The following is a 24,906-nucleotide window of genomic DNA, read 5'->3' as shown; positions in this document are numbered from 1 at the left end:
AATCGACTCAAGATTCAGCTACTTTATTTTTATAGTATGTTTCTTTTGTAGCGTAATTAAAAATACTAGCAAATGTTAACATTGCAAATATCGTGAAAAGCGCCATTTGATGATCTGAAAAAAGTGCTAAAATTGACACTAAAATTCCACTCATAACAAACATAAATCCATTGATAATGGATGATGATGTGCTAATATACTTCTGCTCAACAATCTCACTGCCAACAGTAAAATTAAGCATATGTCCTCCTGCAAAAAAACCAAACATTAACATACAAAAGTATATAATATGAACTGTTAAATTACCGCATAGTAAAATAATAGCTGAAATACTTTGCAATGTGGCAAAAGCAGATATTACGTGCCTTCTATTTTTAAATAGATTTGAGATTAGATCTGCAATTGGAGCACCAACTGCAAGACCAAGCCACAATATTGCAGTTGCCACACCTAACTCCATTGTATTGAGTTCTAAGTTGCTTAGTAACCTTGGTGCCCACAGCATATTAAGCGCTAAAAATGTTCCAAAAGTGATAGCACCCACTATTGAAGTTATCCAGATATCTCTTAATTTTAGCACTGTTAGTACAGAACATATTACTGTTTTTATAGAGCTCTTTATTGTGTATTCCCCCAAATTTTTTTTTGAAAGTCCTTTCGGATAAAAAAACATAAGTACAAATATCGATACGCCAAATAATATTACGCATACAATAAGATTTTTCCAATCTGCACCTTCGGCAAGCAAGCTAGAGAAGCACATTTGAATCATCAAAGCAGAAAGACTTGAAATTGTCTGCACTAGTGAGAACATCAGTCCAAATTGGGTAATGGGAAAATATGTGCTACTTATTATATGAGCGGCGCCAATAAAACCAAACGATGCTCCAATTGCAATCAAGAATTGAGATAAAATTAGATGGACAAAACTGTCACTACTAATAAGGATAAAAAACCCAAAGATCATAATCGATAATGAGAGAAAATAAATTTTTTTGCTGGAAAAAACATTAAACATTGCCCCACTAAAAAATTGTGAGATAGCAAAAGTCCAAGTATATGCTGAATTAGCCAGTGCAACTTGCGCAATCGTGATCCCAAGTTCTTTTTCAAGATCCACACTTATAAAGGTGTAGATTATTTGCATATTGCTGAATATAACAATTAAGTTGCTGATCAGCCAAATGAACCAAGCTCTACTTTCCATAAGATTTTATAAGTAATCCATTAATAACAAGCCTCTTTTAGGTTCTGATTAATGTTAAAACAGTTGCAATTATAGATTATATAAAAGCTATGAAACAACAAATTTGTTGTGAGATTTTAATTGTTAGAATCTGTATATGATCTCAAAAAAAGAATAGATTTTTGCTTTTTATCCCCTGTTATAAAGGAGTATACAGCGTGCGGTGAAAGGCCTGGGTAAAGATGATATAATTCCAACAAGAGAGATACCCTTCAGATCATCTTCCATTGAATGTAATGGTTGATGTCACAGTTGAACAGCACAAGCAAAGACAATTAGAGTTATAAAATCTTGTTTAATACACATTAAAGTGGACCTATGTTTTGCCACTCAGAACCTGTCTTGAAAGGGAAAAAAAAGAATAAAGCAAGAAATAGGAGGGTAACAAGTGATATAAGTGACAAGGCCAAATGTTGCACAAGGAGCAATAGGAAGAGCAAAAACATAACAATTATTAATGCGATAAAATATGTAATGAGGAGTAGTTGCCGGTGCTAACCTTTAATATAGTTATGCAAGAGGCCTAATTTAAAATATTAACGTAAAAAATTGCTTCCATATATTTTAAATCTGATTATAATCACAGTTAGAGATATTTTAAGAGCTCAAAATCTATCTTTGTCTGCAGACTTTTTCTATTAAACAATCAAACTCATTAAATGTAGTGTGTCTTCTTCAGTGTATACACGTATACTTAATCTCTGTCGTATGTGCACTGCATTTTTTTCTAATCTTTTTTACACAGGGGGATTTTATGTCCAGAATTCCAGATACTTGATCTTTACTTTAGCTAAAAAACAATAGGCGCCTATGGCTAATTAAAATAAAAATTTTTCTAATATATAGAAGAATTACAAAATCACTGTTTACTGAAAACGGGCCAAGAAAGCTGCTAATGTCACAGAATTTTAGGTAAACGTTGTTTGCTTGACGTATGAGTGTGCTCTCCTTACTTCAAGAACTCTTTAATATTTAACCACTTAAGTCCTTTCAAGATATGTTCTTAGATAATAGTTTTTCAAATCTTTAGTAAATCAAAGTCAGCTTAACTATTAATTATTTATCTTTTTTCTAGTTATGTAACGGGCCTATTATTAAATTTTTCAATAATACCTTTTATTTTTGCCGCCTCTTCAAACTCTAAATTTTCAGCATGCTTCAACATTTGCTTTTTCAAACTGTTTAGATCATTCTTACTAAAATTCTCAACTACCACTTTTTCCTGTAAAGTATTTGATATAGGCTTTATTATAGTTTTTGGTACAATATTATTCAGTGTATTATGCTCTGTCTGTTTCTTTCTTCTCCTTTTAGTTTCTTTCAGTGCACGATCCATAGAATTAGTAATTTTGTCTGCATATAAAATTACTCTGCCTTCAACATTGCGTGCAGCACGACCTATCGTTTGAATGAGCGAAGTCTCTGATCGTAAAAACCCTTCTTTGTCAGCATCTAAAATTGCAACCAGCCCACACTCGGGAATATCAAGACCTTCCCGCAACAAGTTCACGCCAACAAGAACATCTATTTCTTTAGATCTTAATTTGCATATAATTTCAATTCTTTCCAGTGCACCAATATCTGAATGTAGGTAAGTTACTTTCATACTGAGCTCACTCATATGCTCAGCTAGCTTTTCAGCCATTTTTTTTGTCAATGTGGTAATTAGAATACAAAACCCTTTTTTTATCGTCACTTGTGCCTCATGAATCACATCATCAACCTGACTCTCTGTTGGTTTTATGGTGCAGATGGGATCTGTCAGTCCTGTTGGGCGGATAACTTGCTCTATAAATGCGTGGTTAGTCTTTTCTAACTCATATTTTCCTGGAGTAGCCGAAATGTAAATGGTCTGGGGCCGTATTGCCTCCCATTCTTCAAACTTTAATGGACGGTTGTCAAAAGCAGAAGGGAGCCTAAAACCATAATCTATCAACTTCTTTTTACGTGCTTCATTACCACTATACATTGCACCTATCTGGGGAACGGTTACATGGCTTTCATCAACAAATAAAATTACATCTTTAGGTAAATACTCAAACAATGTAGGCGGTGGATCCCCAGCTTTCATTCCGTAAAGATAGCGCGAATAATTTTCAATACCTTTACACACTCCCGTTGCCATCATCATTTCAATATCAAAATTAGTACGCTGCTCAAGTCGCTTTGCTTCGACGATTTTGTTCTGTGAATAGTAATAATCCAAGCGTTCATGCAGTTCTTTTTTGATCATCTGGATCGCCTGCAATAGAGTTTCACGTGATGTAGTGTAATAGCTATTTGGAAAAATGGTGACTTTATCTATGCGTCTGATAATATTGCCGTTCATGGCATCAATCTCAGAAATTTCCTCTATTTCATCACCAAACAATGATAAACGCCAAGCTTTATTTTCATAATAGGCAGGAAATATATCAATAATATCGCCGCGCACTCTGAAATATCCTCGCTCAAATCTGACATCAGAACGCTTATATTGAAGATTAGCCAAATTATTCAGGAAATCATTAACATTAATCTTATCTCCAGCACTTAAAGTTAAGGTCATGCTGAGATAGCTCTCAGGCGAACCAAGACCATATATACAAGAAACACTGGCAACTACAATTGTGTCCCTACGCTCCAAAAGAGAGCATACAGCAGAATAACGTAGCATATCAATTCTTTCATTTATTAAAGAGTCTTTTTCAATATAAGTGTCTGTTTGTGGCGAATAAGCCTCAGGCTGATAATAATCATAATAAGAAATGAAGTATCCAACAGCATTGTGGGGGAAAAATCCTCTCATCTCCTCATAAAGCTGCGCCGCTAAAGTTTTATTATGCGCCATAATTAGTGCAGGCCTATTTGTTCTTGCGATAACATTTGCCATAGTAAAAGTTTTTCCAGAGCCAGTAACTCCAAGCAAAACCTGATCTCTTTTGTTGTTATTTAGCCCTTCAACTAAACTATCTATTGCCTGTGGTTGATCTCCAGCTGGCTGGAAATGTGTAACTATTTGAAATTCCATGCCTTTATATTTTCATAATGTATTTGTTATTATATAATACATTTGCTAGTGTAAATAAGGTATAAAAGAATGAACATAAAAAACTCTATTTTTTCTTTTTATAGAGCCTGCTCCAAATCCTGTTGTTGGTTAATACAAAAAACACCGTCAAAATTATAAAATATGTCACTATTTTTAGCCCAAGTTTATGTCGGCGCTCCAGTTCTGGCTCCGCTGCCCATTGTAAAAAATTTACCACGTCATATGACATATTTTCAACTGTGGCTTGTCTTGCACCATCATATTCTACCATTCCTTCAGAAAGAGGTGGGGCCATAGCTAACCTACCTGTTGAAAAATATGGATTAAAATATAAACCGTTCTCATCATGTTCACCGTTTTGATAGCCTGTCAAAAGTGAATAGACATAGTTTGCACCATCGTGCCTTGCTTTAACAATTAGTGATAAATCTGGTGGAACTGCACCATTGTTGCTTGCTGCAGCTGCTTCCTTTGTATCAAAAGGTGCAATAAAGTAATCTGAAGGTGTTCCAGGCCTATCAAACATTTCACCTAGATCATTCGGACCATCTTTAACTTGGTAAGAGGCTGCAATTTGTTTTACATCCTCTTCGGAAAAACCAACATCTTGCAAGTTACGAAACGCTATTCTATTCATTGAATGGCAAGCAGCACAGACTTCCTTGTATACTTTATAGCCACGCTGAATTGACTTTCTATCGAAAGATCCGGTGATTCCATTAAAACTCCAGTCAATTTTCTTATTTGGTAAAGGTTTAAACTCCTCTGCAGATAGAGAATTAGCGAAAAATAATACACAAAACACAGCAACTTTAACCAATAGCATCACTTCATCTCCGGCACGGAATCGCTTATTGTTTTTGGTAATTTTTTTGGTTTCTCATACTTACTAAGTAAAGGTAAAATTATCACAAAATATGAAAAATAATAAAGAGTTGAGAGCCTACTTAAGGTAATGTAAGGCTCTTTAACTTCCTGCCCTCCAAGCCAAGCAAGAAATGCAAAATTTATTGCAAAAATCCAAAAAAATTTCTTAAATAATGGGCGATAAGCGCCACTTTTAACCTTTGATTTATCAAGCCAAGGCAAAAGAAACCACACTAAAATAGATCCAAACATGGTAAGTACACCAATAAGCTTATTTGGAATTGAGCGCAACATCGCATAAAAAGGTAGGAAATACCACTCTGGTACTATGTGTACTGGAGTTACCATAGGATCAGCTTCTATATAATTATCAGGATGCCCAAGATAATTAGGGGCATAAAAAACAAATCCAAACAAAATTATAAAAAATAAACCAAAAGTTATGCAGTCCTTTGCTATATAATAAGGGTAAAAAGGAATAGTGTCCTTACCTGATCTTACTTCTATTCCACTTGGGTTATTAGAGCCAAATCTATGCAGAGCAACAACATGCAACATAGCTAAAGCAATAATAATGAAGGGCAGAAGATAATGAAGTGCAAAAAAACGATTAAGTGTTGGGTTATCAACGGAAAAACTACCCCACAACCATATAACTACTTTATCGCCAATTAAAGGTATGGCTGAAAATAATTGAGTTATAACTGTTGCACCCCAAAAGCTCATTTGTCCCCATGGAAGAACATATCCCATAAAGGCAGTTGCCATCATTGCAAAAAATATAAATATGCCAACAAACCACACCATTTCTCGCGGCCTCTTATAAGATCCGTAATATAATCCACGCATGATATGAACATAGACCACCATAAAGAAGAGTGACGCCCCAACAGCATGAGTGTAACGTATCAGCCACCCATAACTTACGTCACGCATTATACGCTCCACACTATTAAATGCATGATCAACATGCGGAGTGTAGTGCATAGCAAGAAATATACCTGTTATTATCTGCAAAATTAGTGCTATACCAGCCAAAGAACCAAAATTCCAAGCATAATTTAAATTTTTTGGTACTTGATAAGAAGCAGTATGTTTTAGAAAAGAAAATATAGGCAGTCTATACTCTATCCAACCTAATATACCTTTTTCTTCTGTTATTTCTTTCTTGCTATCATCTTCCATAACTTAAAGTTTTTTCATCTTAACTCATTTTATTGTAACAACTTACCTACAACGCACAATAAAAAGTTTAATTTAAATAATAGATTTCACGAAAACAAGCACTCAGACTTGAGTGCTTGTTTTAACTGATTTAGAGGGATTTTTGATGACATACACCTTTAGATATTGTTGAATTGCTTAATAAACTTCGAGGACATTGATCAAGTTTTTCAAACTCACTAATTACCATCTTGATATCCCTTTCTATAGCACTAACCTTTCTTTCTCTAATTTGCTCCAATGTCAAAAGTGAATCATCCAATGGTCTTGAATATTTCCTCCCGATAAACTTTCTGATTACCACGTCAGCTAGCAGAGCTGTTCCATTAAAATCAACTTGCGAAAAATCAATTGGGCTTCCAGTCAAATGTGCAACAGATTGCTGTGCAGAAGGTAAAGCAGGGGCACTCTGAAATAAGCTACTGAGTGCAGCAGTTGTTGAAGTTCCCATCCAACTAAATACACTATTAATAAAAGAAGAAGGTCTTACTGCACTACTTGGTGCAGGAGTAATATCTTCTGAGTTTACATTGGCACTCTCTGCTTCTGCAGCAATTTCTTTTATCGTTTTGCCGGAATAAAATAACTTAACATAATCTGATGGTGTCTCGTTCCTTATATTCTTAACATTATCAATGTCGGCACCATTATCATATAACAGCTTAATTATTTTTGGACGTTTTGAACTAATAGCCAAATATATAGGTGTTTCCCCCCGTTCGTTTTGAACATTGACATCAGCTTTATATTTAACGAGAAGTTCAACTATTTTTTTGTAATCTCTTCGGATAGCAGCATGTAGACACGAATCTTGTGAATCGTCGTAAAAGTCAAATTTGCTATTTGGACTAGCACCATGCTTAAGCAGGACCTCAACTTTTTTCGGACTATTTTCATCTATAGCCCAGCCTACAAGAGTGCGTCTTTCACCAGCATATGAAAAATAACCACTAATGCTAGCCTTTTTATCGATTAGAAGCTCTATCATTTCTGTGGTGCCCTTTGTAACAGCATAGTATATAGGAGGCACACGAAAAAAGTCCTCAATATTAACATCTGCGCCATTCTCAATTAAAAAACCCATCATTTCTAAATCTTGTTTACTAACAGCAATCGATAAGGGTGAGTTACCATTTCTATCTTTAGAGTTAATAACGTTAGTAGTATGTTTCTTTCCTTCTCTAATATACTCCTCAGCTTTTTGAAAATCACGTTCCTTTACTGCAGAACGTAGCCCATCTCTCCATTTTTCAACTTCTGTTTTTGTAACCATTTTTGTAACCATAACCCTCCTAAAGGATAAAATTTTTGCCCTTATACCACATAATTTGGGCATATGCTAGTGGAATTTATATGTAAAATTAAAAAAAATTTACAACGTAAGAGATTGTTATTTCATCACGTGCTACATTTAGTTTTTGTACAAAATACCATAAGCCTCCTTAATTTACTTAAATTTCGTAGCAGCTTATTCCCAACATATAAGAGCTTTAACTTAAAGAGGATTATACGAAAATAAGCACTCGAATTAGAGTGCTTATTTTAACTGATTTAAAGGGACTTTTGATGCATACCTTTAGATATCGTTAAATTGCTTAATGAACTTTCAGGACATTGATAAAGTTTTTCACACTTACTAAGTGCTGTCTCGAAGTTTTTTTCTATAGTGTTAAGCTTTCTTTCTCTAATTTCTTCTATTGTGAGAAGTGAATTGTCCAGTGGCCTTGAATATTTTTTTCCTGTGAACTTACTTATTGCTGCAGCAGTTAGTAGAATTATTCCATTACAATCAACTTGTGAAGAACTAATTGTGCTACCAGCCAAGTGATCAACAGATTGCTGTGCAGGAGGTAAGGCAGGAGCACTGCTGAACAAGCTACTGATGGTAGTAGTTATCCCACTAAATATACTATTAATAAAAGAGGAAGGTTTTACAGCATTGCTTGCAGTGCTGCTAACTTCTTCAAAATTTTCTCTGATAAGAGTGGAGGAAGAGTTCACTGTGCTACTTGCCAAGTTTTTGGTATTACTAACTTCCAATTCTATCTTAATTGCTTTGGTAGGGGATAATTGAAGACTCGCTGCACTACTTACAAAATCTGTGCTGTCGTTAGCGTCTTTAATACCTGCTTTTATAGAAGTTAATTTTGCTTCACAGTCGGCTTCAGTAGCACTGCTCAATACAGATTCTATTTTTTGAATTTCACTACTACTACATTCATCTTTCCTAGCATTTCCAACAACATCTAATGCTGTTTTGCCGTAATGACTTTGAATACTAGCATCAGCACCTCTACAGAGTAGGAGTTTTACCATATCTAAATGACAGTGGTTAGATGCTAAGTACAAAGGTGTAAGGCCTTTATAATCTGTAGCATTGACGTTAGCACCACGATCAAGTAGAAACTTTGCTATTTCTAATCTGTTATGTATAGCAGCAATGTGCAAGGGAGTACTCAAATATCGATTAGTAGTATTAACATCAGCACCACTGTTACATAAAAACTCTAATATCTTTAAATCACCCAAGAGAGTAGCATGATGTATAGGTTTCATATAGTATTTTTCATAATTCACAACCTCATTTTTTATTTGTTTATACTCTATCTCTTTAATACATTCTTTAACTTTCTGAAAATCACTTCTGCTTATAGCAGAAAATAAATTTCTTCCTAAAATCTCAATTATTTTTTGTTTTTCCATCAAATACCTCCTAAAAGAGAATGCTCCCGGCTTTATATCATGCAACTTAATATGTGCAAGCAAAATTTGCAGAGAAAAATTTCAATAGTTAAAAATTAAGTCTTCAGCAATCTATCACTTTAACTTTCGTACAAGACATGCTGAGCTTCCTTATTTAAATTTTTTTGCTCTTAATAAGAAGCAATCTGCTTTAGAAAAGGAAATAAGGGATAAGTTTTGTAAATATAAGCACTCGAATTAGAGTGCTTATTTTAACTGATTTAAAGGGACTTTTGATGCATACCTTTAGATATCGTTAAATTGCTTAATGAACTTTCAGGACATTGATAAAGTTTTTCACACTTACTCAGTGCTGTCTCGAAGTTTTTTTCTATAGTGTTAAGCTTTCTTTCTCTAATTTCTTCTATTGTGAGAAGTGAATCTTCTAGTGGGCTTGAGTATTTTTTCCCTGTGAACTTTCTGATCATTACATCAGTTAGTAGAGCTGTCCCATTAAAATCAACTTGTGAAGAACCAGTTGGGCTACCATCTAAGTGGTCAACAGATTGCTGTGCAGAAGGTAAAGCAGGAACACTGCTGAATAAGCCACTAAATGTGGCAGTGGTTACCCAACTAAATATATTATTAATAAAAGAAGAAGGTTTTACTGAGCCGCTTATGATGCTGCTAGCTTCTTTAAAATCTGCTCTGGTAGGAGTAAAGAAAGAATTCACTGTGCTACTTGACGGGTCTTCGGTACTACTAACTTCCAATCCTATCTTAGTATCTGCCCTGGTGGAGGTTGAGAAAGGGTTCGCTGTACTACTTGTTGCATCTGAAGTATCACCAGCTTCTAATTCTAACTTAGTATTAATTCTAGCAGAAAGTAATAGTTCTGTACAATTATTTTTATGAAATCTTAACACAGCTAAGAATATTTTTCCTATGTCACAGCCATCACTGCAAAGACTTTCATAATCTGGAATAACCTCAAATGCTATTTTTTTGCCATTTGCATTTTTAATATTAATAGTGTTATTATTGAGCAGAAGATTCGCGATATCTAATCGACAATAAAAAAAGGCTAAGTGTAAAGCTGTAAAACCTTGCATTACTTGGGAATTGGTACTACTAGTACAATGATATATCATTTCTTTTATTTCTGTTTTGCTATTCATGGCAGTAACGTACGAGTAAGGAACAAGACATCCATCACTAACAGCATTAATATTAGCATTATTTTTAAGCAAAAACCGCACTATCTCTAAGCTAGCTTTATAAACAGCAAGATGTATAGGTGCCATACCATCTTTTTTACCATTAATAATCTCTTTTTCTTTATTTATATATCTTGCCTTTTTAACATATCTTTTAACTTTCTTAATATTAAGCTCATCTATAGCCGCAAATAAATTCTTTCTCAATCTCTCAAGTTTTTTCATCAAATACCTCCTAAAGAATAATGTTTCCGGCTTTATATCATGCAACTTAATATGTACAAGCAAAATTTACAGAGAAAACAATGGTTAAAAATTAGGTCTTCAGCAACTTATCACGTGCTGCGTTTAACTTTTGTGCAAAATATTCCGATCCTCCCTTGTCTGGATGGACCAGTTTCATTAAATTTTGGTATGCCTTATTGATTTCATTTTGGCTTGCCTCGGAATTCAGCCCCAGTATTTTTAATGCTTCATCTTTGGACATATTATCACCAGTGTAATTTTTGGTGTAACTTTTACTACTGTTAAATTCGTTCAAAAACTTACTGAATATAGAGTTCATCATAAAACTTATGTTATTTCTCTTTGCCAAAAAGAGAAAAAATACAACAACGCTAGGTAAAACAAACGTGATTATTGTGAATATCAAAAAAAGGAAGAAGATGAATGACATGTATATTTTTTTATCATTTTATGATTAAATAGTAACAATTATAATTGTCATGGTAAATAACATGTTTATCCAGATTGAAGAAACACCAAACCCAAACACGCTGAAATTTCTTCCTGGTTTTGAAATTCTGAGCGAAGGAGAAACAGCTGATTTTTCAAATGCAGATGAAATAAAGAACTCTAAACTAGCAGTAAATCTTTTTCAAATAGAACATGTTGTAAGAGTATTTTTTGGTCATGATTTTATTTCAGTAACAAAATCAGATAGAATGAATTGGGATATAGTAAAGGTGGAAATTTTAACTACAATTATGGATCACTTTACTTCTGGTGGAAAAGCATTTGATAAAGAAGGAGTAAGTGATAATAAAATGCTAGAGGAAGAATTCTTTAATGAAAATGATATAGAAATTGTAAATAGAATAAAAGAATTGATGGAAAGTTATATTAAACCTGCAGTTGCTCAAGATGGTGGTGATATCAAGTTCCGTGGCTATAAAGACGGAATAGTTTACGTTGAACTGCAAGGAGCTTGCTCTGGGTGCCCAAGTGCTGCAATTACCTTAAAACAAGGAGTGCAGAATATGCTAAGCTATCACATACCAGAAGTTTCAGGTATAGAGACTATGCTATGACTAGTCAAACAGTTAGAGGAACGAAAGATCTTTTGTTTGATGAATGGTATAAATTTAAATATATAGAGCAAACAGCAAATAGAATCTCAAGTTTATACGGCTTTTTGCCTGCTCAAACTCCGATATTTGAGTATACGGAGGTTTTTACAAAAACCTTAGGTGATAGCTCAGATATCATCACTAAAGAGATGTATAGCTTCAATGATAAAGGGGGAAAGAGCATAACTTTACGTCCTGAATTCACTGCAGCAATTGTAAGGCTACTCATTGAAAAAAAACTGCAAACACCGATAAAATTATTCTCAACAGGACCTGCATTTCGTTATGAGAGACCACAAAAGGGACGACAAAGGCAATTTCATCAGATAAATTTTGAAGTTTTTGGCATAGAAAATCCAAAAGCTGATATTGAATTGATATCACTTGCTCAGCATTTACTCACTAAATTTGACATCAATGAGAATGTAAGACTGGAAATCAACTCTTTGGGTGATAGTGAAACAACAAGTAAGTATAGAGAAGCTTTGATATCGTATTTAAAAAAGTTTCAAAATAACCTATCAGAAGATAGTCAAAATAGATTGATTAAAAACCCACTCAGAATATTAGACTCTAAGGATAAGACAGATAAAGAAATAATCTCTGACGCACCAAAAATCAGTGATTATTATACAAAAGAATCTTCATATTTCTTTGACCAGGTGTTAAATGGACTGCAAGCTCTTGGCATACCTTACACTGTAAATAGCAAATTAGTTCGAGGTCTAGACTATTATTGTCACACAGTATTTGAATTTGTTACAGAGGATTTAGGCGCACAAGGAGCAGTTTTTGCCGGTGGAAGATACGATAATCTAGTATCTTCAGTAGGTGGAAAACACACTCCAGCAATAGGATTTGCAGGGGGGATTGAGCGTATAATGGAATTAATCAACTATGCTGAAAAAAAAGAGAGGCCTATTTATATAATTCCAATCGGTGGAGAAGCTGAAGAACATGCTCTAACACTTGCAAGTGAATTACGCAGAAATGGTTTATATGTGATTTACGAATATAGTGGAACTCTAAAAACCCGCATGAAAAAAGCAAATCAAGCAAATGCAAAAATTGCATTAATTTTTGGTAATGAAGAGCTAAGCAGTAAAACTTTAAAAATTAAAAACATGGACACGGGTGAAGAAAAAATGATTGCTCGCGATAAAATCGTAGAAAATATCTAATCAGAAGCAATAGGAGTGTTAGCTATAGAAGAAAATTTCTCTGCACAAGAATTTTTCATAGCATTTAATATATCATAATCTGTAAAATCTAATTTTATCGGTGTAATAGTAATAAAACCTCCTTTTATTTTATCTACACTACCACTGCCTGAGTGTTCCCGAGACCAATTTAAGCTCAAAGAACCATTCGAATTTTCAGTAAAAGTTAAATCCCCATCAATGTTATATTCACCTTGTTCAGCAAATTCGACCCCTTTCACTTTTTCTGTAGCAGGAAAATTTATACTCATCACTATATCTTTAGGCCAACCAACTTTCATTAGCTTGGCAATAACCTTTGGTGCAAAAACTTTTGTATTGTTCCAGTCTATTTTATCATGATAAACTTGGCTCAGCGCAATAGAAGGTATAGATCTTGCAGCACCTTCCATTGCAGCACCGATTGTGCCTGAATAACAAATATCATCTCCAACATTTGATCCAATATTTACTCCAGATAATATTAAGTCTGGTTTTTTATTCATAATTTTATTTAACGCGATAATGACACAATCTGCGGGAGTACCAGACACACTAAACTCCCTTTCGCTATACCGATTTATTTTAATAGATTGCTTCACTGGATAATCAAGAGATCTTGCAGCTCCACTCCTATCAGTATCTGGTGCCACTATCCATATTTCTGATGCAAAACTATGTGCAATCTTTTTGAGTAATCTTATTCCTTTACTTTCAAAGCCGTCATCATTTGTTATCAGTATTATCATATGCAGCACTCGACTATCGAAGTATACTAATGAGGTTTAAAGTTTCTTTTCATAACCATAACAAAGAATCTGCTACAAATCAATAAGGAAAAATTAAGAGCTACTAAGCAGCAGAAGACCTTGCATGACCTCCAAAAAATGCTTTTACTCTTTCAAGGCAAGTGGATGGTTCTGCAGGTATTGCTACCTCATCTATCTTACCAAATATTGCTGCATCTACGACTTCACCTGTGATTAATTCCCTTAGTTTTTGTTTTATCTGTCCTCTACGAATATGTTCTCCATAGTCATTATAAAACTTCACATATAACTCTTTAAATACAAATTCTTTTATAGCACTTCTCATATGAGAAATCCCATCCTTTACTTCATCATTTGCATTGCTCAAATCCACTCCAGAACCTGGCGAATATAAGTTATCAAAATTTTCTTTTAAAATTTTTATTTTAAAGTAGTGCTTATCTACAGATCTCTCAAGAAATCTTTTAGTAGCATTACCGGCCAATTCTCCTATTATCTGAGGTTCTAGTTGAGCTGCAAAATTATTTTCTGCTTCAAGGCCACTTAATGCATAAATGATACGATTAAGCATTCCAGGACCACACTGGCGATTACTTTCCTCAAAACGAACCAGCAATATGGATTTCAACAGCTCTACATCTGCATTTTGCTTTGTTGCTGCAATTAAAACTAAATTTATGGCTTGTGTTAATGTCAGTCCGGTTTTAGAATTTACCCATCTTACCCATTCTCCTTCTCTATAATTATCTACCTTCAAATAAGGTGCTATCAGTTCTTTCTGAGGATTTGTCAAACCTCTTATATAACTTTTAAATTCTTCATTCAGCTCGTTTGACGGACTACCATATTCTTCCTTTAATTTTTTGGCACACTCAATAACGCTTTGCTCAAAACTTCTAGTATGAACATTCTGATTACCAGTACCTACATCACTTACATTAAACAAAAAGCTTATTTGCTTTACACTTAAACCCAGAGGCGAGAAGAGCTTTATTAATGGATACTTTATTAACTCAAGAAGTGCTACTGGGATCAATAATATAGTATTAATAAGCACTAAACATATTCTAAGACTCAAGCTCTACTATTTGATAATGCTCTGCTAAGCTCTGATATCTTCGATGAACAATACAAAAATGGTAATTGGATACAATATATTGAGTATATAGAAAAAAATAAAATCTTATCTTTCAACCCTATTGTCGGATCATTATATACTTCAGAAAAAATGTTATCATCACTATTTTCATTTTTGAAAGATTGATAGCTACTTGTAATCTTTTCTGTAAAAATAGAACAGAGCTTATGCAGTCCGTAGCACAAAACACAAGTGGCAAGTAAAACTGCAAGTGTTCCAAAAACAGCTAACACCTCACTTGAAGTTTTGGCAAGAAGGAATGCATAAAGCGCGATCTGAAGTAAGTAGTCAAATAAAAGAATTGCTCCAATAGCAGCACCAACTAATAGAACATACCCACAAACAACCAAAAATGTTTTTAACCTCGGATTCATAAACCACTTCTTAATAATCTATTAATATACTTCTCATTATATGCTTAAATTAAAAAAATGCAAATTTTTATACAAAAAAGATCGATTGAAATTTTCGAGCTTCAGCTATATTGTTAATATATTCAGATAAAAATTAAACATTGTCGTGTCAAATAAAATAGGCTTTTTGGCTATTTTCGCCTTGGTGATCAGTAGCCAAATCGGCTCTGGAATTTTTATGCTCCCAATTAGCCTTGCACCATACGGCGCTTATAGCCTCATAAGCTGGGTTATATCAGGATTTGGTGCTATATCTCTTGCTTTAGTTTTTGCTTCACTCTGCGCAAAATTTCCAGAAACGGGTGGTCCTCATATTTATGTGAAACATGCCTTTGGCTCTACAGCAGCTTTTTTTGTTGGCTGGACATATTGGGTAAGCTCGTGGGTAAGCTCAACAGCTGTGACAATTGCAAGTATCGGTTATTTAGCCCCGCTTTTTCATAATGATATACAAGATATACGTTTGCTTTTAGAAATAACATTAATTTTAGCTATTATGCTAATAAACTTAAGGGGAGTAACTACTGCTGGGCATGTTGAGCTTTTGCTGACCATTGTTAAAATTATTGCACTTCTCGCAATACCTATCGCAGGGTTGTTTTTCTTTGATAAAAATAATTTTATTGTAAGCGAGGAAGTATCAAACTTTACAATATCACAAACTCTTGCTCGTTCTACACTCCTTACTCTATGGTGTTTTATTGGACTTGAATCAGCAACGGCACCTGCAGGATATGTCAATAATCCCTCTAAAACAATACCAAGGGCTATAGTGCTTGGAACAGTCTGTGTTGCTGTGATATATTTCATCAATAGTCTTTCAATTATGGGATTGATAAGTTGTAATGACCTAGCTAGTTCAAAAGCACCATATGTTGATGCGATCAAAATTATGTTTCCAGGTAATTGGCATTTAATTATTTCTGTTGTTGCCTTTATCGTTTCTGTAAGTAATTTAAATGCTTGGTTTTTAGCTGATGGACAGGTCACCTTAGGCCTTGCAAAAGACAAGTTAATGCCGCAATTTTTTGGCAAAAAAAATAAGCGTGATGCTCCATTATGGGGAATAATACTCAGTACTTTGGGGGTGTTAGTTTTACTTATCCTAACGTCAAACAAAAGTTTTGCTGAGCAAGTAACTTCAATAATTGATATCTCTGTGGTGTCATTTTTGTTTATCTACTTAGCATGTAGCCTTGCTTTTCTCAAAGTTAATATACAAGACAAAAGCTACTGCAAATTTTTAATTGGAGGTGTGGCTGTATCTTTTTGCTGTTGGATAATATACGAGACTTCTATAAAAACATTGTTAATATCAAGTCTATTCCCTTTAAGCGGAACACTTATTTATCTACTTTGGTATCATAAACTAAAAACTTAACTTAAATTTTTTATTTGCTAAAATTCTTAAGCTATACTACTGGCTTACATTAATAGAATTAAGAGGTATTGTGTCAAATAAAATAGGTTTTTGGGCTGTTTTTGCTTTAGTCATTAGTAGTCAGATCGGCTCTGGGGTTTTTATGCTTCCAATTAGCCTTGCTCCATATGGCGCTTATAGCCTTATAAGCTGGATGATATCAGGAGCTGGTGCTGTGTCTCTTGCGCTAGTTTTTGCTACGCTATGTGCAAAGTTTCCAGAAACAGGAGGTCCTCACGTTTATGTGAAACATACTTTTGGTCCTGCTGCAGCGTTCTTTGTTGGTTGGACATATTGGGTAATCTCATGGGTTAGTACAACAGCTTTAATAGTTGTGGGTGTTGGCTATCTTACACCATTTTTCCACGAGGATATCCAAAGCATGCGTTTATTTTTAGAGCTGTTGTTATTTACAATCATTACATTAATAAATTTAAGGGGAATAGCTACTGCAGGGCGAATTGAGTTTTTACTCACGGTTGTGAAGGTTGCTGTATTGCTTGCAATACCTGTAGCAGCGTTGTTTTTTTTCGATAGAAATAATTTTATCATAAGTGAAGAAATACTAAGTCTTACAACATCGCAAATTCTTGCCCGCTCTACACTCCTTACTTTATGGTGTTTTATTGGACTTGAATTGGCAACAGCACCTGCAGGTTCAGTTGATAATCCAGCTAAAACTATACCAAAAGCTGTGGTGCTTGGCACAATTTGTGTTGCTGTTATATATTTCATCAACAATTTTGCGATTATGGGGTTGATCAATGGCAATAATTTAGCAAGTTCAAGAGCACCATATGTTGATGCGATAAAAATTATGTTCTCTGGTAATTGGCATTTAATTATTTCTATAGTTGCATTCATTTTTTGTATCGGTAGTCTAAATGCTTGGGTTTTATCTAGTGGACAAGTTGCTTTTGGTCTTGCAGAAGATAGACTTATGCCAAAATTCTTTGCTAAAAGGAACAAGCATGGCTCTCCTTTTTGGGGAATAACAGTTAGTTCAATTGGAACTGCAATTTTACTAATTCTCACTTCAAACAACAATTTTGCCCAGCAGATTACGTCGATTATTGACTTTTCTGTAATTTCATTTTTGTTCGTTTATCTTGCGTGTTGTTTTGCTTTTCTAAAGGTTATTATACAGGAGAGGAGTTATTATAAGCTTTTAATTGGTGGTATAGCAACAACCTTTTGTTGTTGGGTAATATTAGAAACCCCTGTAGGTACTCTGCTGATTTCGAGCCTTTTCACTGCAAGTGGCATACCCATTTATTTATTTTGGTACTGCAAAACTTCTGTGCAACAAATTCAGTAGTGAGAGATACACTTTAAATGGTTAATATTTATGGGCCAAGATTTTTTTTCTCTTTATCTACTTGTTCAATATTACCATTCTCAAGTTTACTACCTACTTCTTCTGTGCGTTTATTATCTATGTAGATCTCATTTTTTGCTTTATTAGAAAGACCTATTTGCGATTGCAGTTTTTTATACTCTTCTTTTTCAGGCGTGAAAATTTTCACTAAAAATCTTCCTATTATTGGTATTGAACTTAAAAAATCTCTTAATCCAAAAGATTCTTGCTTCTTGTTTGAAAGATGCTGGTCTATCTTAGAAATTTTCACACCATACTTTTTATCATCAAAATTTATCGCTGGCTTGCTTTTTTTCGAAAGAACATTTTGAATCTCTAATCTATTGACTTTTTCAGGCTTTTGAAATTCAGATACTGCAGGTTTGACCTTAGTGTCATCATGTTTTTTACTCATTTCATTCTACCATGCAATATTACTAGTATCTTATAATTATAACTAAATTATGGTTAATTGCAAGGTAAAAATATTAAAGTAATTGTAAATTTTATCAGTAAAAATATAATATAGCTTTAAAGTCAGAGGTTTATCTATATGGGATATAAAATTGCTATTATTGGAGCAACAGGAAGAGTAGGGCGTGAGGTATTAAGCACGCTTGCCGAGTTTCAAGACGAAGGAAAAATTTCAATAGATTCTGTTGTTGCTTTTGCATCGAAAAAATCAAAGGGAAAAAAGGTGAGTTTTGGTGACAAAGAGTTAACAGTTTTATGCCTTGAGGATTATGATTTCGTTGGAACTAATATAGCCATTTTCTGTGCAGAATCTCATGTTTCTGAGAGATACGTACCAATTGCAACTGAGGCTGGGTGCGTTGTGATAGATAACACTTCCTATTTTAGGATGAAAGAAGGCGTGCCACTAGTTATTCCAGAGATCAACAAAGATAAAATTACGGAATATAAAAACCATAACATAATATCTAATCCAAACTGTACTACAATACAAATGTTGCTGGCATTACATTTATTACACAAAAAAGCAAAAATAAAGAGAATCGTTGCTTCAACTTATCAATCAACTTCTGGTGTAGGTAAAGCAGCAATGGATGAGCTTTACAATCAGACAAAAAAAATCTTTATGAATGAAGCTAAAAAACCTGAAATATTTCCTAAGCAAATAGCATTTAATTGTATTCCTCATATAGGAGAGTTCATGGAAGATGGTTCTACAAAAGAGGAGTGGAAAATTCAAGAGGAGACAAAAAAAATTTTAGAAGAGGATATAAAAGTAACTGCAACTTGTGTACGAGTACCTGTTCTTGTTGGTCATGCTATAGCAGTAAATGTAGAATTTGATCAGCATATAACTGAAGAAGAAGCTCGTGAAATGCTCAGTGAAGACGATGGAATTTTAGTACAAGATAAGCGCGAAGATGGTGGATATATGACTCAGATTGATGTTGTGCAAGAGGATGCCGTATACATATCGCGTATTAGACAAGACGATACCGTTAAACACGGATTAAATATGTGGATAGTAGCTGACAATCTACGCAAAGGTGCAGCACTAAATATAGTGCAGATCTTGGAGATCTTGATCAAAGAGCATTTATAGCTCAATAACTTAAATCTATATTGACATGTCCCATTTTACGCTTGTCCCTAACCTCTTTTTTCCCATATATGGTTAAACTAGCTTTTTCGTTGCTCAAATATTTGTGAGAATTATATATATCATTACCTATTATATTTTTTGTCATGCAAGGAAAGCGTAATACTACTTCCTGCATAGATAGCCCGCATATTATCCTAACTAGCTGCTCGAATTGACTAACGTTGCATGCATCCAAGCTCCAGTGGCAAGAATTGTGGGGTCTTGGGGCCAGTTCATTAACTAGTAATTCATGATTTTTAGTGATGAAAAATTCAATAGATAGAATTCCTACTACATCAAGCGCAGTTGCTATTTTCTCTGCAGTTTTTTGTACCTCTTGGGCTAATTTATTATCTATTTTAGCTGGTGCTATTGAAGTATTAAGTATTCCGTCAACGTGGTGATTTTCTGCTATAGGAAAAAAAGCTACTTTACCGTTTTTATCTCTTGCAACGACTATTGAAACCTCTTTCAGTAAATCAACACTTGCTTCAAGAATGTACTCTTTATTCCAATCGAAGGAAGCAAATTGCTTCAGTTCAGAATCATTTTCAATCACATATTGTCCTTTTCCATCATAACCCATTTCTGTTGTTTTTAGCCTCACTGGATAGCTAAAAGTTTCACTACTTTCTAGTAGCTGATTATAATTTTGTATACTTTTGTAATCAGCAGTTTTTATGCTTAAATCTCTAATAAAATCTTTCTCTCTCAGCCTATTTTGCGAAATGTGTAACGCCTTTTTGCCTGGATAAAAATCTGCGTGCAGCGACACAATATCAATTGCACTACATGGAATATTTTCAGACTCAATAGTGACTAAATCCACACTCTGTGCAAAAGATTCAAGTGCCCTCTTATCACAGAAGTCTGCTATTGTTAAATCATCAGCAACAGAACAAGCTGGATCGTTTTTAGCACTGGCAAAAATATGCGTTTTGTGCCCAAGTTTTATTGCAGCGATAGCAGTCATTTTACCTAATTGCCCACTTCCTATTATTCCTATCACTTTTTTATCCAGTGGATCTGTTTTGTTCATCATGTAGATTAATATTTCCTAGTTAGAGTACGATAATATGCTTGGAAAATCTATGAAAAAAGTGTATAATTGAAGTGTGTTAAATTTTTATCATGAACACTTTACGATGACCATGAAATACACACTTATTACTAATTCTGTTGAAGTTACAGTTTTGCCAATTTACATTGAAGAGCAATCCATTCCTTATGAAAATTGTTACGTATGGATGTATAATGTTAAGATAAAAAATAAAAGCTCATCAACCATTCAATTATTAAGTCGCTATTGGCGAATAATAGATCATAAGGGCAAAATAAATGAAATTGCCGGAGTTGGTGTTATTGGAGAACAACCTGTAATAAAATCTGGAGAGGTATTCAAATATACAAGTGGAACATACTTAAATACACCATCAGGAATAATGCAGGGTAAATATGAATTTCTGAACGAAGAGAGCATAAAAACCTTTGATGTTATGGTACCACCCTTTTCCTTAGATAGTCCATACGTTAACACTAGACCTCATTGATCATCAAGATAGTGTATTTGTTTAAGTGCATCTGAAACCAGTGCTTCTTGTTTTGTCATTTGAGCTTCCATAATGTCATCCGAGTAGCTGATACTGAGATCCAACTAAGTTGATAAACACGAAAGCACTGACCATTTGCTTCTATAGTTGTCTTTTTTCGTCTATCTTATTTTGTTACTCTGCTGAACAGATGCAAAATAGTTTATTTTTGATTCTTATCATCAAGTGTGAATAAGATTATTGTAGAGGTTAAACCTATAATAACTATCATTAACGAAAATGGGGCAGCTTCTCTGTAACGCTCATCGCTGACAAGTTCATATACTCTAGTTGATATAGTTTCAAAATTAAATGGTCTGATAATTAGTGTTGCCGTGAGTTCTTTTACCGTATCCATAAACACGAGCAGAAATCCCGATAGTATGCTTTTCTTGATAAGGGGAATATGAATATTCAGGCACGTGGAAATAGGCCCATGACCCATAGTATATGCAGTCCATTCAATTTCATTTGGTGTTTTTTTGAGTCCCGACTCTATCGCCTTGAAAGATATAGCAAAAAAACGAAATAAATATGAGTAAACTAATGCGCCAATAGTTCCTACCAAGCTAATTTCTACAATATATTGAGTAATGAAAGAAGATATTCTGCTTAAAAACATTATTATGCTAATTGCAATAATTGCATTTGGAATTGCATATCCAAGAGAAATGAGACGTGCTATATTGCTTATTACCTTATTTTTACGTGCTGTATATCCAATAATTATTGCAATGCTGATCGAGATTAGCGCGGTAATAAACGATAAACTAATACTGTTTGTTATTATATTATAAAATCTTGCTTCGTATATGAAAAAGCCTTTCTCTATGCTCCAATATATAAGTGGAATCATTGGTAAAATAAAGCCTATTAATATCGGCAATAAACACATAAGATAAGAAAAGATCAACGATATAGAACCGTTTATACTACGTTTATTGTGATAATCTGCATTAGTATTGATTGAAGAGTAAGATATTTCTCTTTTTTGTAGTTTTTTTTCGATAACTATTAGTGTTGCAACGAAAATCAGTTCTGCAACTGCCAAAACAGTAGTTGAATATTTGTCATGCAGTAAAAACCAAGTACGGTATATTCCCGTCGTGAAAGTATCGATAGCAAGAAACTGTGGTGTGCCGAAATCTGTAATTACTTCCATTAGTACCAAGGATAACCCAGCTATAATTGATGGACGTATGGAGGGTATGATGACAGAAAGCAGACTCTGTAATGAGGAGAACCCAAGTGTTGATGCAATAGTGACTGAGTTACTAACGCTCTTTAGACTTGAGCGGACCAACATATAAACGTATGGATATAGACTAAATCCCATTACTAATATTCCACCACCTAGGGATTTGATCTCGGGAAACCAATAGTCACCTTTGCCCAATTGAAAAGTATCTCTTAACAAGCTCTGAATCGGACCTGAAAACTCTAGCGTATTTACATAAACAAACGATACTATATATCCAGGAATTGATATCGGAAAGAATAAGGCAATCTCAAAAATTCTACTTCCGGGAAACGAAAAAAATGTAGTAAGCCAAGCTGGAATTACTCCAAATATAAAGGATATTAACCCTACTCCTACCATCAAAATCAACGTATTGAGTATATATTCAGGAAAAAGTCTACTAATTACCCATCCAGAGTTTGCTGATTCTGTAAATAGAATCGATATTAACGATAGTATAGGGCAGACAAATAATACACTTACTAAAAACAAGAATATATTTTTAAATACTCTCAGAAACATTAACTTGAATCTATATTTGATATTAAAATGTTATATGCAAAAACTAAAGATATCCAGTAATTAACAGCCGTCCTATTGAATATCTTCATAATTTTATATATTATGTTTTAAATCGATAAACTAATTAATTATGAGTTTTGTCATTGCAACTTTCTATCATTTTGTAAAACTCTCTAATTATTATGACATGAAAGATGAAATAAAAGTTGCATGCGACAATGTCGAATTAAAAGGCACTATACTCCTTCTTGCAGAAGAGGGTATCAATGCAACCGTATCTGGAGAGAGAAGCGCAATTGATAAAATATTTGATTTTTTACGTTCTGATGACAGGCTGAAAGGTCTTACGTGGAAAGAGAGCTCGGCAGAATATCAACCATTTAGTAAGATGAAAGTAAGATTAAAAAGAGAAATTGTGAATCTTGGTGTAAGTAATCTCGATACTTCCGTTAGAGGTCAGTACATTGATTCAGAATATTGGGATGATTTTATCTCTCAACCTAACGTTTTAGTAATAGACACACGAAATGAATACGAAGTAAAACTAGGCAAGTTTAAAAATGCAATTAATCCACACACTCAGCGTTTTCGCGATTTTCCTCAGTGGGCAGAGTCATTTTCTGAGAGTAAAGACCTGAGAGTAGCTATGTACTGTACTGGTGGAATCAGATGTGAGAAATCTACAGCATATATGAAAAGCCTTGGATTTAAAGATGTTTACCATCTTAAAGGCGGTATTCTTTCCTATCTTGAAAAAACTGGTAATAAAAGTGGTAATTGGGAAGGCGAGTGTTTTGTTTTTGATGATAGAATTGCTGTTGATCACTCACTCGCCCCAAGTGATAAAATAAAATGCATATTCTGCTCAAGTAAAGTTTCAACTGATGAGCTAAAATCAGTTCCACGTGGCCAAGTGGTTTGCTCTGATTGTAAATCTTTAAGTATTGAAAGAAATTCAGAATACAACACGAACCTTTAACAACTTCTTTCTCCTTGCATATTTGTAACCTTAATTTTGTCAAGGCATTTACCTACGACATAGCCCGCTCCAGCTCCAAGTAATGCACCAACTATAGCAAATGCAATCAACACTACACCAGAAACACCGATAAGAGTTAAAGTTTCTTGCCCTAAATAACATGCTGCAACTAGACCAGCAACTAAACCAATTGCTGCACCTATACACCTAAGTTTCATATTATTACTAATATTTCTACCTTTCCTATATTGTATACTATGATCAGTATCATCATCTTGAAAAGCAAATTCTTTGATATCATCTCTTGTTTTTAAACAATCGATAAGCTCACCTATTGTTTTGCTACGCAAATTATGTAAATTTATAACGCCATTTTTTATAGATTGTTCAAATGTCATTTTATTTTTCCATACTATTAGAATATGTTTTTATTACACTGAGCATCTTAAAAATTGGTAAATTTCCATACAAGAATAAGTAGATAATCTTACCACTATAGGTGAGACTAAAGCGCTATAAGATTAAATTCCTGAAAAATGTTAGTAAGAAGAGCTTTTCCAAAAACAATAAAGTTAAGAGTTGAAGAGATAGTAAAAGAGCGACTTACAGTTAATCCAATTGATTTTGGTGAATCGTTTTGTTACAAACTCAAAGGATACAGAAGACTGAGAACTGGCGATTATCGTATCATATAAATGCTGCAAAGTATGAAGTAACCATTGTTTCAATAAAACACAGAAAAGACATTTACGAATCTGAGGCTCCATACTAATATCCTTCCAGTATTAACTTACTGTAACCTTCTATTCTTTGTAACGGTGATCTCTAATTCGTTATTAGAGCCTATTTTATAGTAGCTGTCTCTGTAGAGTAGTAAAATTATAGGGGATAGCAAAAATGAGTTATTTTTGAGCTGAGCAAAGCCACCTAAGGTGAAGAATGGATCAGGAAGGAGGGCTGTATAATGTATATTTAATATTTATATTTATTTTTTATAAATATCACATCTATGTCCTATCTCTGTGATAGTTACTATTTGTTCTAATTG

At 34.0% G+C, this 24,906-nt stretch carries 23 protein-coding genes; 8 read left to right on the top strand and 15 right to left on the bottom strand.

The annotated features are described in order from the left end of the window. Positions 1-7: 7 nt before the first annotated feature. From BBB02_RS02160 to BBB02_RS02120, 8 genes are all read right to left on the bottom strand, one after another. Positions 8-1,207 carry an MFS transporter gene (locus BBB02_RS02160; protein ID WP_127463828.1) on the bottom strand — a complete coding sequence of 400 codons (1,200 nt, stop codon included), beginning with the start codon at positions 1,205-1,207 and terminating at the stop codon, positions 8-10. 1,114 nt (positions 1,208-2,321) lie between these two features. Further along, positions 2,322-4,256, bottom strand: coding sequence for an excinuclease ABC subunit UvrB (gene uvrB, locus BBB02_RS02150; RefSeq protein ID WP_127463827.1), 1,935 nt, complete (start codon positions 4,254-4,256; stop codon positions 2,322-2,324). A gap of 85 nt (positions 4,257-4,341) precedes the next feature. Beyond that, positions 4,342-5,103, bottom strand: coding sequence for a cytochrome c1 (locus BBB02_RS02145; protein WP_127463826.1), 762 nt, complete (start codon positions 5,101-5,103; stop codon positions 4,342-4,344). After that, a complete protein-coding gene (locus BBB02_RS02140) occupies positions 5,103-6,329 on the bottom strand; it encodes a cytochrome b (protein ID WP_127463825.1) in 1,227 nt (408 codons plus the stop codon). The genes BBB02_RS02145 and BBB02_RS02140 overlap by 1 nt, the downstream gene beginning before the upstream one ends. 130 nt (positions 6,330-6,459) lie before the next feature. Next, positions 6,460-7,641: an ankyrin repeat domain-containing protein gene (locus BBB02_RS02135; RefSeq protein WP_127464293.1), complete on the bottom strand. Its 1,182-nt coding sequence runs from the start codon at positions 7,639-7,641 to the stop codon at positions 6,460-6,462. Positions 7,642-7,919: 278 nt separating this feature from the next. Next, the gene (locus BBB02_RS02130; protein WP_127463824.1) at positions 7,920-9,071 is read right to left on the bottom strand and encodes an ankyrin repeat domain-containing protein; all 1,152 of its coding nucleotides are present in this window, start codon (positions 9,069-9,071) and stop codon (positions 7,920-7,922) included. A gap of 260 nt (positions 9,072-9,331) precedes the next feature. Then, a complete protein-coding gene (locus BBB02_RS02125; RefSeq protein WP_127463823.1) occupies positions 9,332-10,492 on the bottom strand; it encodes an ankyrin repeat domain-containing protein in 1,161 nt (386 codons plus the stop codon). A 91-nt stretch (positions 10,493-10,583) separates the two neighbouring features. Continuing rightward, a complete protein-coding gene (locus BBB02_RS02120) occupies positions 10,584-10,835 on the bottom strand; it encodes a DnaJ domain-containing protein (RefSeq protein WP_245970168.1) in 252 nt (83 codons plus the stop codon). A 169-nt stretch (positions 10,836-11,004) separates the two neighbouring features. Here BBB02_RS02120 and BBB02_RS02115 point away from each other — a divergent pair, with 169 nt between their 5' ends. Next, positions 11,005-11,577: a NifU family protein gene (locus BBB02_RS02115; RefSeq protein WP_006015115.1), complete on the top strand. Its 573-nt coding sequence runs from the start codon at positions 11,005-11,007 to the stop codon at positions 11,575-11,577. After that, entirely contained in the window at positions 11,574-12,797 is a 1,224-nt protein-coding gene (gene hisS, locus BBB02_RS02110) for a histidine--tRNA ligase (RefSeq protein WP_127463821.1), read from the top strand. The genes BBB02_RS02115 and hisS overlap by 4 nt, the downstream gene beginning before the upstream one ends. Here the strand turns inward: hisS and surE are convergent. The 3 genes from surE to BBB02_RS06360 all read right to left on the bottom strand — a co-directional run bounded on the left by surE (position 12,794) and on the right by BBB02_RS06360 (position 15,097). Beyond that, positions 12,794-13,564, bottom strand: coding sequence for a 5'/3'-nucleotidase SurE (gene surE, locus BBB02_RS02105; RefSeq protein ID WP_127463820.1), 771 nt, complete (start codon positions 13,562-13,564; stop codon positions 12,794-12,796). The genes hisS and surE overlap by 4 nt on opposite strands. Positions 13,565-13,667: 103 nt before the next feature. Beyond that, positions 13,668-14,621, bottom strand: coding sequence for a hypothetical protein (locus tag BBB02_RS02100; RefSeq protein ID WP_245970167.1), 954 nt, complete (start codon positions 14,619-14,621; stop codon positions 13,668-13,670). Positions 14,622-14,659: 38 nt separating this feature from the next. Beyond that, on the bottom strand, positions 14,660-15,097 hold the full coding sequence (locus BBB02_RS06360) for a hypothetical protein (RefSeq protein WP_245970166.1): 438 nt from the start codon (positions 15,095-15,097) through the stop codon (positions 14,660-14,662). A gap of 145 nt (positions 15,098-15,242) precedes the next feature. On the opposite strand from BBB02_RS06360, the gene BBB02_RS02095 reads away from it, so the two are divergent. Both BBB02_RS02095 and BBB02_RS02090 read left to right on the top strand, forming a co-directional pair. Beyond that, complete coding sequence (locus tag BBB02_RS02095; protein ID WP_127463819.1) at positions 15,243-16,517, top strand: APC family permease; 1,275 nt, start codon at positions 15,243-15,245, stop codon at positions 16,515-16,517. A gap of 70 nt (positions 16,518-16,587) precedes the next feature. After that, positions 16,588-17,874 (top strand): APC family permease, encoded by a 1,287-nt coding sequence (locus BBB02_RS02090; RefSeq protein ID WP_127463818.1) that lies wholly within the window; start codon positions 16,588-16,590, stop codon positions 17,872-17,874. 28 nt (positions 17,875-17,902) lie between these two features. Here the strand turns inward: BBB02_RS02090 and BBB02_RS02085 are convergent, their stop codons facing one another. Next, positions 17,903-18,328 carry a hypothetical protein gene (locus BBB02_RS02085; protein WP_015587974.1) on the bottom strand — a complete coding sequence of 142 codons (426 nt, stop codon included), beginning with the start codon at positions 18,326-18,328 and terminating at the stop codon, positions 17,903-17,905. Positions 18,329-18,466: 138 nt separating this feature from the next. On the opposite strand from BBB02_RS02085, the gene BBB02_RS02080 reads away from it, so the two are divergent. Beyond that, on the top strand, positions 18,467-19,489 hold the full coding sequence (locus BBB02_RS02080; protein WP_127463817.1) for an aspartate-semialdehyde dehydrogenase: 1,023 nt from the start codon (positions 18,467-18,469) through the stop codon (positions 19,487-19,489). A gap of 1 nt (position 19,490) precedes the next feature. Here BBB02_RS02080 and BBB02_RS02075 read toward each other — a convergent pair whose 3' ends face one another. Continuing rightward, complete coding sequence (locus BBB02_RS02075; protein ID WP_127464292.1) at positions 19,491-20,567, bottom strand: 5-(carboxyamino)imidazole ribonucleotide synthase; 1,077 nt, start codon at positions 20,565-20,567, stop codon at positions 19,491-19,493. 106 nt (positions 20,568-20,673) lie between these two features. On the opposite strand from BBB02_RS02075, the gene apaG reads away from it, so the two are divergent. Further along, positions 20,674-21,078: a Co2+/Mg2+ efflux protein ApaG gene (gene apaG, locus BBB02_RS02070; protein WP_010402892.1), complete on the top strand. Its 405-nt coding sequence runs from the start codon at positions 20,674-20,676 to the stop codon at positions 21,076-21,078. Positions 21,079-21,280: 202 nt separating this feature from the next. Here the strand turns inward: apaG and BBB02_RS02065 are convergent, their stop codons facing one another. Continuing rightward, positions 21,281-22,879 (bottom strand): ABC transporter permease, encoded by a 1,599-nt coding sequence (locus BBB02_RS02065; protein WP_127463816.1) that lies wholly within the window; start codon positions 22,877-22,879, stop codon positions 21,281-21,283. A 130-nt stretch (positions 22,880-23,009) separates the two neighbouring features. On the opposite strand from BBB02_RS02065, the gene trhO reads away from it, so the two are divergent. Beyond that, complete coding sequence (gene trhO / locus BBB02_RS02060; protein ID WP_127463815.1) at positions 23,010-23,858, top strand: oxygen-dependent tRNA uridine(34) hydroxylase TrhO; 849 nt, start codon at positions 23,010-23,012, stop codon at positions 23,856-23,858. Here the strand turns inward: trhO and BBB02_RS02055 are convergent. Next, positions 23,855-24,256 (bottom strand): hypothetical protein, encoded by a 402-nt coding sequence (locus BBB02_RS02055; protein ID WP_127463814.1) that lies wholly within the window; start codon positions 24,254-24,256, stop codon positions 23,855-23,857. The two genes, trhO and BBB02_RS02055, sit on opposite strands and share 4 nt — an antisense overlap. A 138-nt stretch (positions 24,257-24,394) precedes the next feature. Between BBB02_RS02055 and BBB02_RS06100 the strand changes: the two genes are divergently transcribed. Continuing rightward, positions 24,395-24,553, top strand: a complete 159-nt coding sequence (locus tag BBB02_RS06100; RefSeq protein WP_007302132.1) for a type II toxin-antitoxin system RelE family toxin — start codon at positions 24,395-24,397, stop codon at positions 24,551-24,553. Positions 24,554-24,906 lie beyond the last annotated feature (353 nt).

The sequence above is a fragment of the Wolbachia endosymbiont of Bemisia tabaci genome (genome assembly GCF_003999585.1).
Classification (GTDB): Bacteria; Pseudomonadota; Alphaproteobacteria; order Rickettsiales; family Anaplasmataceae; genus Wolbachia.
This window is presented reverse-complemented; position numbering and strand designations above follow the sequence as displayed.

Excerpts from the sequence above, each read along its gene's own strand:
- hisS (WP_127463821.1), top strand. The coding sequence starts at position 11,574 with ATGACTAGTCAAACAGTTAGAGGAACGAAAGATCTTTTGTTTGATGAA.
- BBB02_RS02125 (WP_127463823.1), bottom strand. The coding sequence starts at position 10,492 with ATGAAAAAACTTGAGAGATTGAGAAAGAATTTATTTGCGGCTATAGAT.
- BBB02_RS02080 (WP_127463817.1), top strand. The coding sequence starts at position 18,467 with ATGGGATATAAAATTGCTATTATTGGAGCAACAGGAAGAGTAGGGCGT.
- BBB02_RS02075 (WP_127464292.1), bottom strand. The coding sequence starts at position 20,567 with ATGAACAAAACAGATCCACTGGATAAAAAAGTGATAGGAATAATAGGA.
- BBB02_RS02145 (WP_127463826.1), bottom strand. The coding sequence starts at position 5,103 with ATGCTATTGGTTAAAGTTGCTGTGTTTTGTGTATTATTTTTCGCTAAT.
- BBB02_RS02115 (WP_006015115.1), top strand. The coding sequence starts at position 11,005 with ATGTTTATCCAGATTGAAGAAACACCAAACCCAAACACGCTGAAATTT.
- BBB02_RS02065 (WP_127463816.1), bottom strand. The coding sequence starts at position 22,879 with ATGTTTCTGAGAGTATTTAAAAATATATTCTTGTTTTTAGTAAGTGTA.
- trhO (WP_127463815.1), top strand. The coding sequence starts at position 23,010 with ATGAGTTTTGTCATTGCAACTTTCTATCATTTTGTAAAACTCTCTAAT.
- BBB02_RS06360 (WP_245970166.1), bottom strand. The coding sequence starts at position 15,097 with ATGAATCCGAGGTTAAAAACATTTTTGGTTGTTTGTGGGTATGTTCTA.
- BBB02_RS02160 (WP_127463828.1), bottom strand. The coding sequence starts at position 1,207 with ATGGAAAGTAGAGCTTGGTTCATTTGGCTGATCAGCAACTTAATTGTT.
- BBB02_RS02140 (WP_127463825.1), bottom strand. The coding sequence starts at position 6,329 with ATGGAAGATGATAGCAAGAAAGAAATAACAGAAGAAAAAGGTATATTA.
- apaG (WP_010402892.1), top strand. The coding sequence starts at position 20,674 with ATGACCATGAAATACACACTTATTACTAATTCTGTTGAAGTTACAGTT.
- BBB02_RS02130 (WP_127463824.1), bottom strand. The coding sequence starts at position 9,071 with ATGGAAAAACAAAAAATAATTGAGATTTTAGGAAGAAATTTATTTTCT.
- BBB02_RS02120 (WP_245970168.1), bottom strand. The coding sequence starts at position 10,835 with ATGATGAACTCTATATTCAGTAAGTTTTTGAACGAATTTAACAGTAGT.
- surE (WP_127463820.1), bottom strand. The coding sequence starts at position 13,564 with ATGATAATACTGATAACAAATGATGACGGCTTTGAAAGTAAAGGAATA.
- BBB02_RS02135 (WP_127464293.1), bottom strand. The coding sequence starts at position 7,641 with ATGGTTACAAAAACAGAAGTTGAAAAATGGAGAGATGGGCTACGTTCT.
- BBB02_RS06100 (WP_007302132.1), top strand. The coding sequence starts at position 24,395 with ATGTTAGTAAGAAGAGCTTTTCCAAAAACAATAAAGTTAAGAGTTGAA.
- uvrB (WP_127463827.1), bottom strand. The coding sequence starts at position 4,256 with ATGGAATTTCAAATAGTTACACATTTCCAGCCAGCTGGAGATCAACCA.
- BBB02_RS02055 (WP_127463814.1), bottom strand. The coding sequence starts at position 24,256 with ATGACATTTGAACAATCTATAAAAAATGGCGTTATAAATTTACATAAT.
- BBB02_RS02085 (WP_015587974.1), bottom strand. The coding sequence starts at position 18,328 with ATGAGTAAAAAACATGATGACACTAAGGTCAAACCTGCAGTATCTGAA.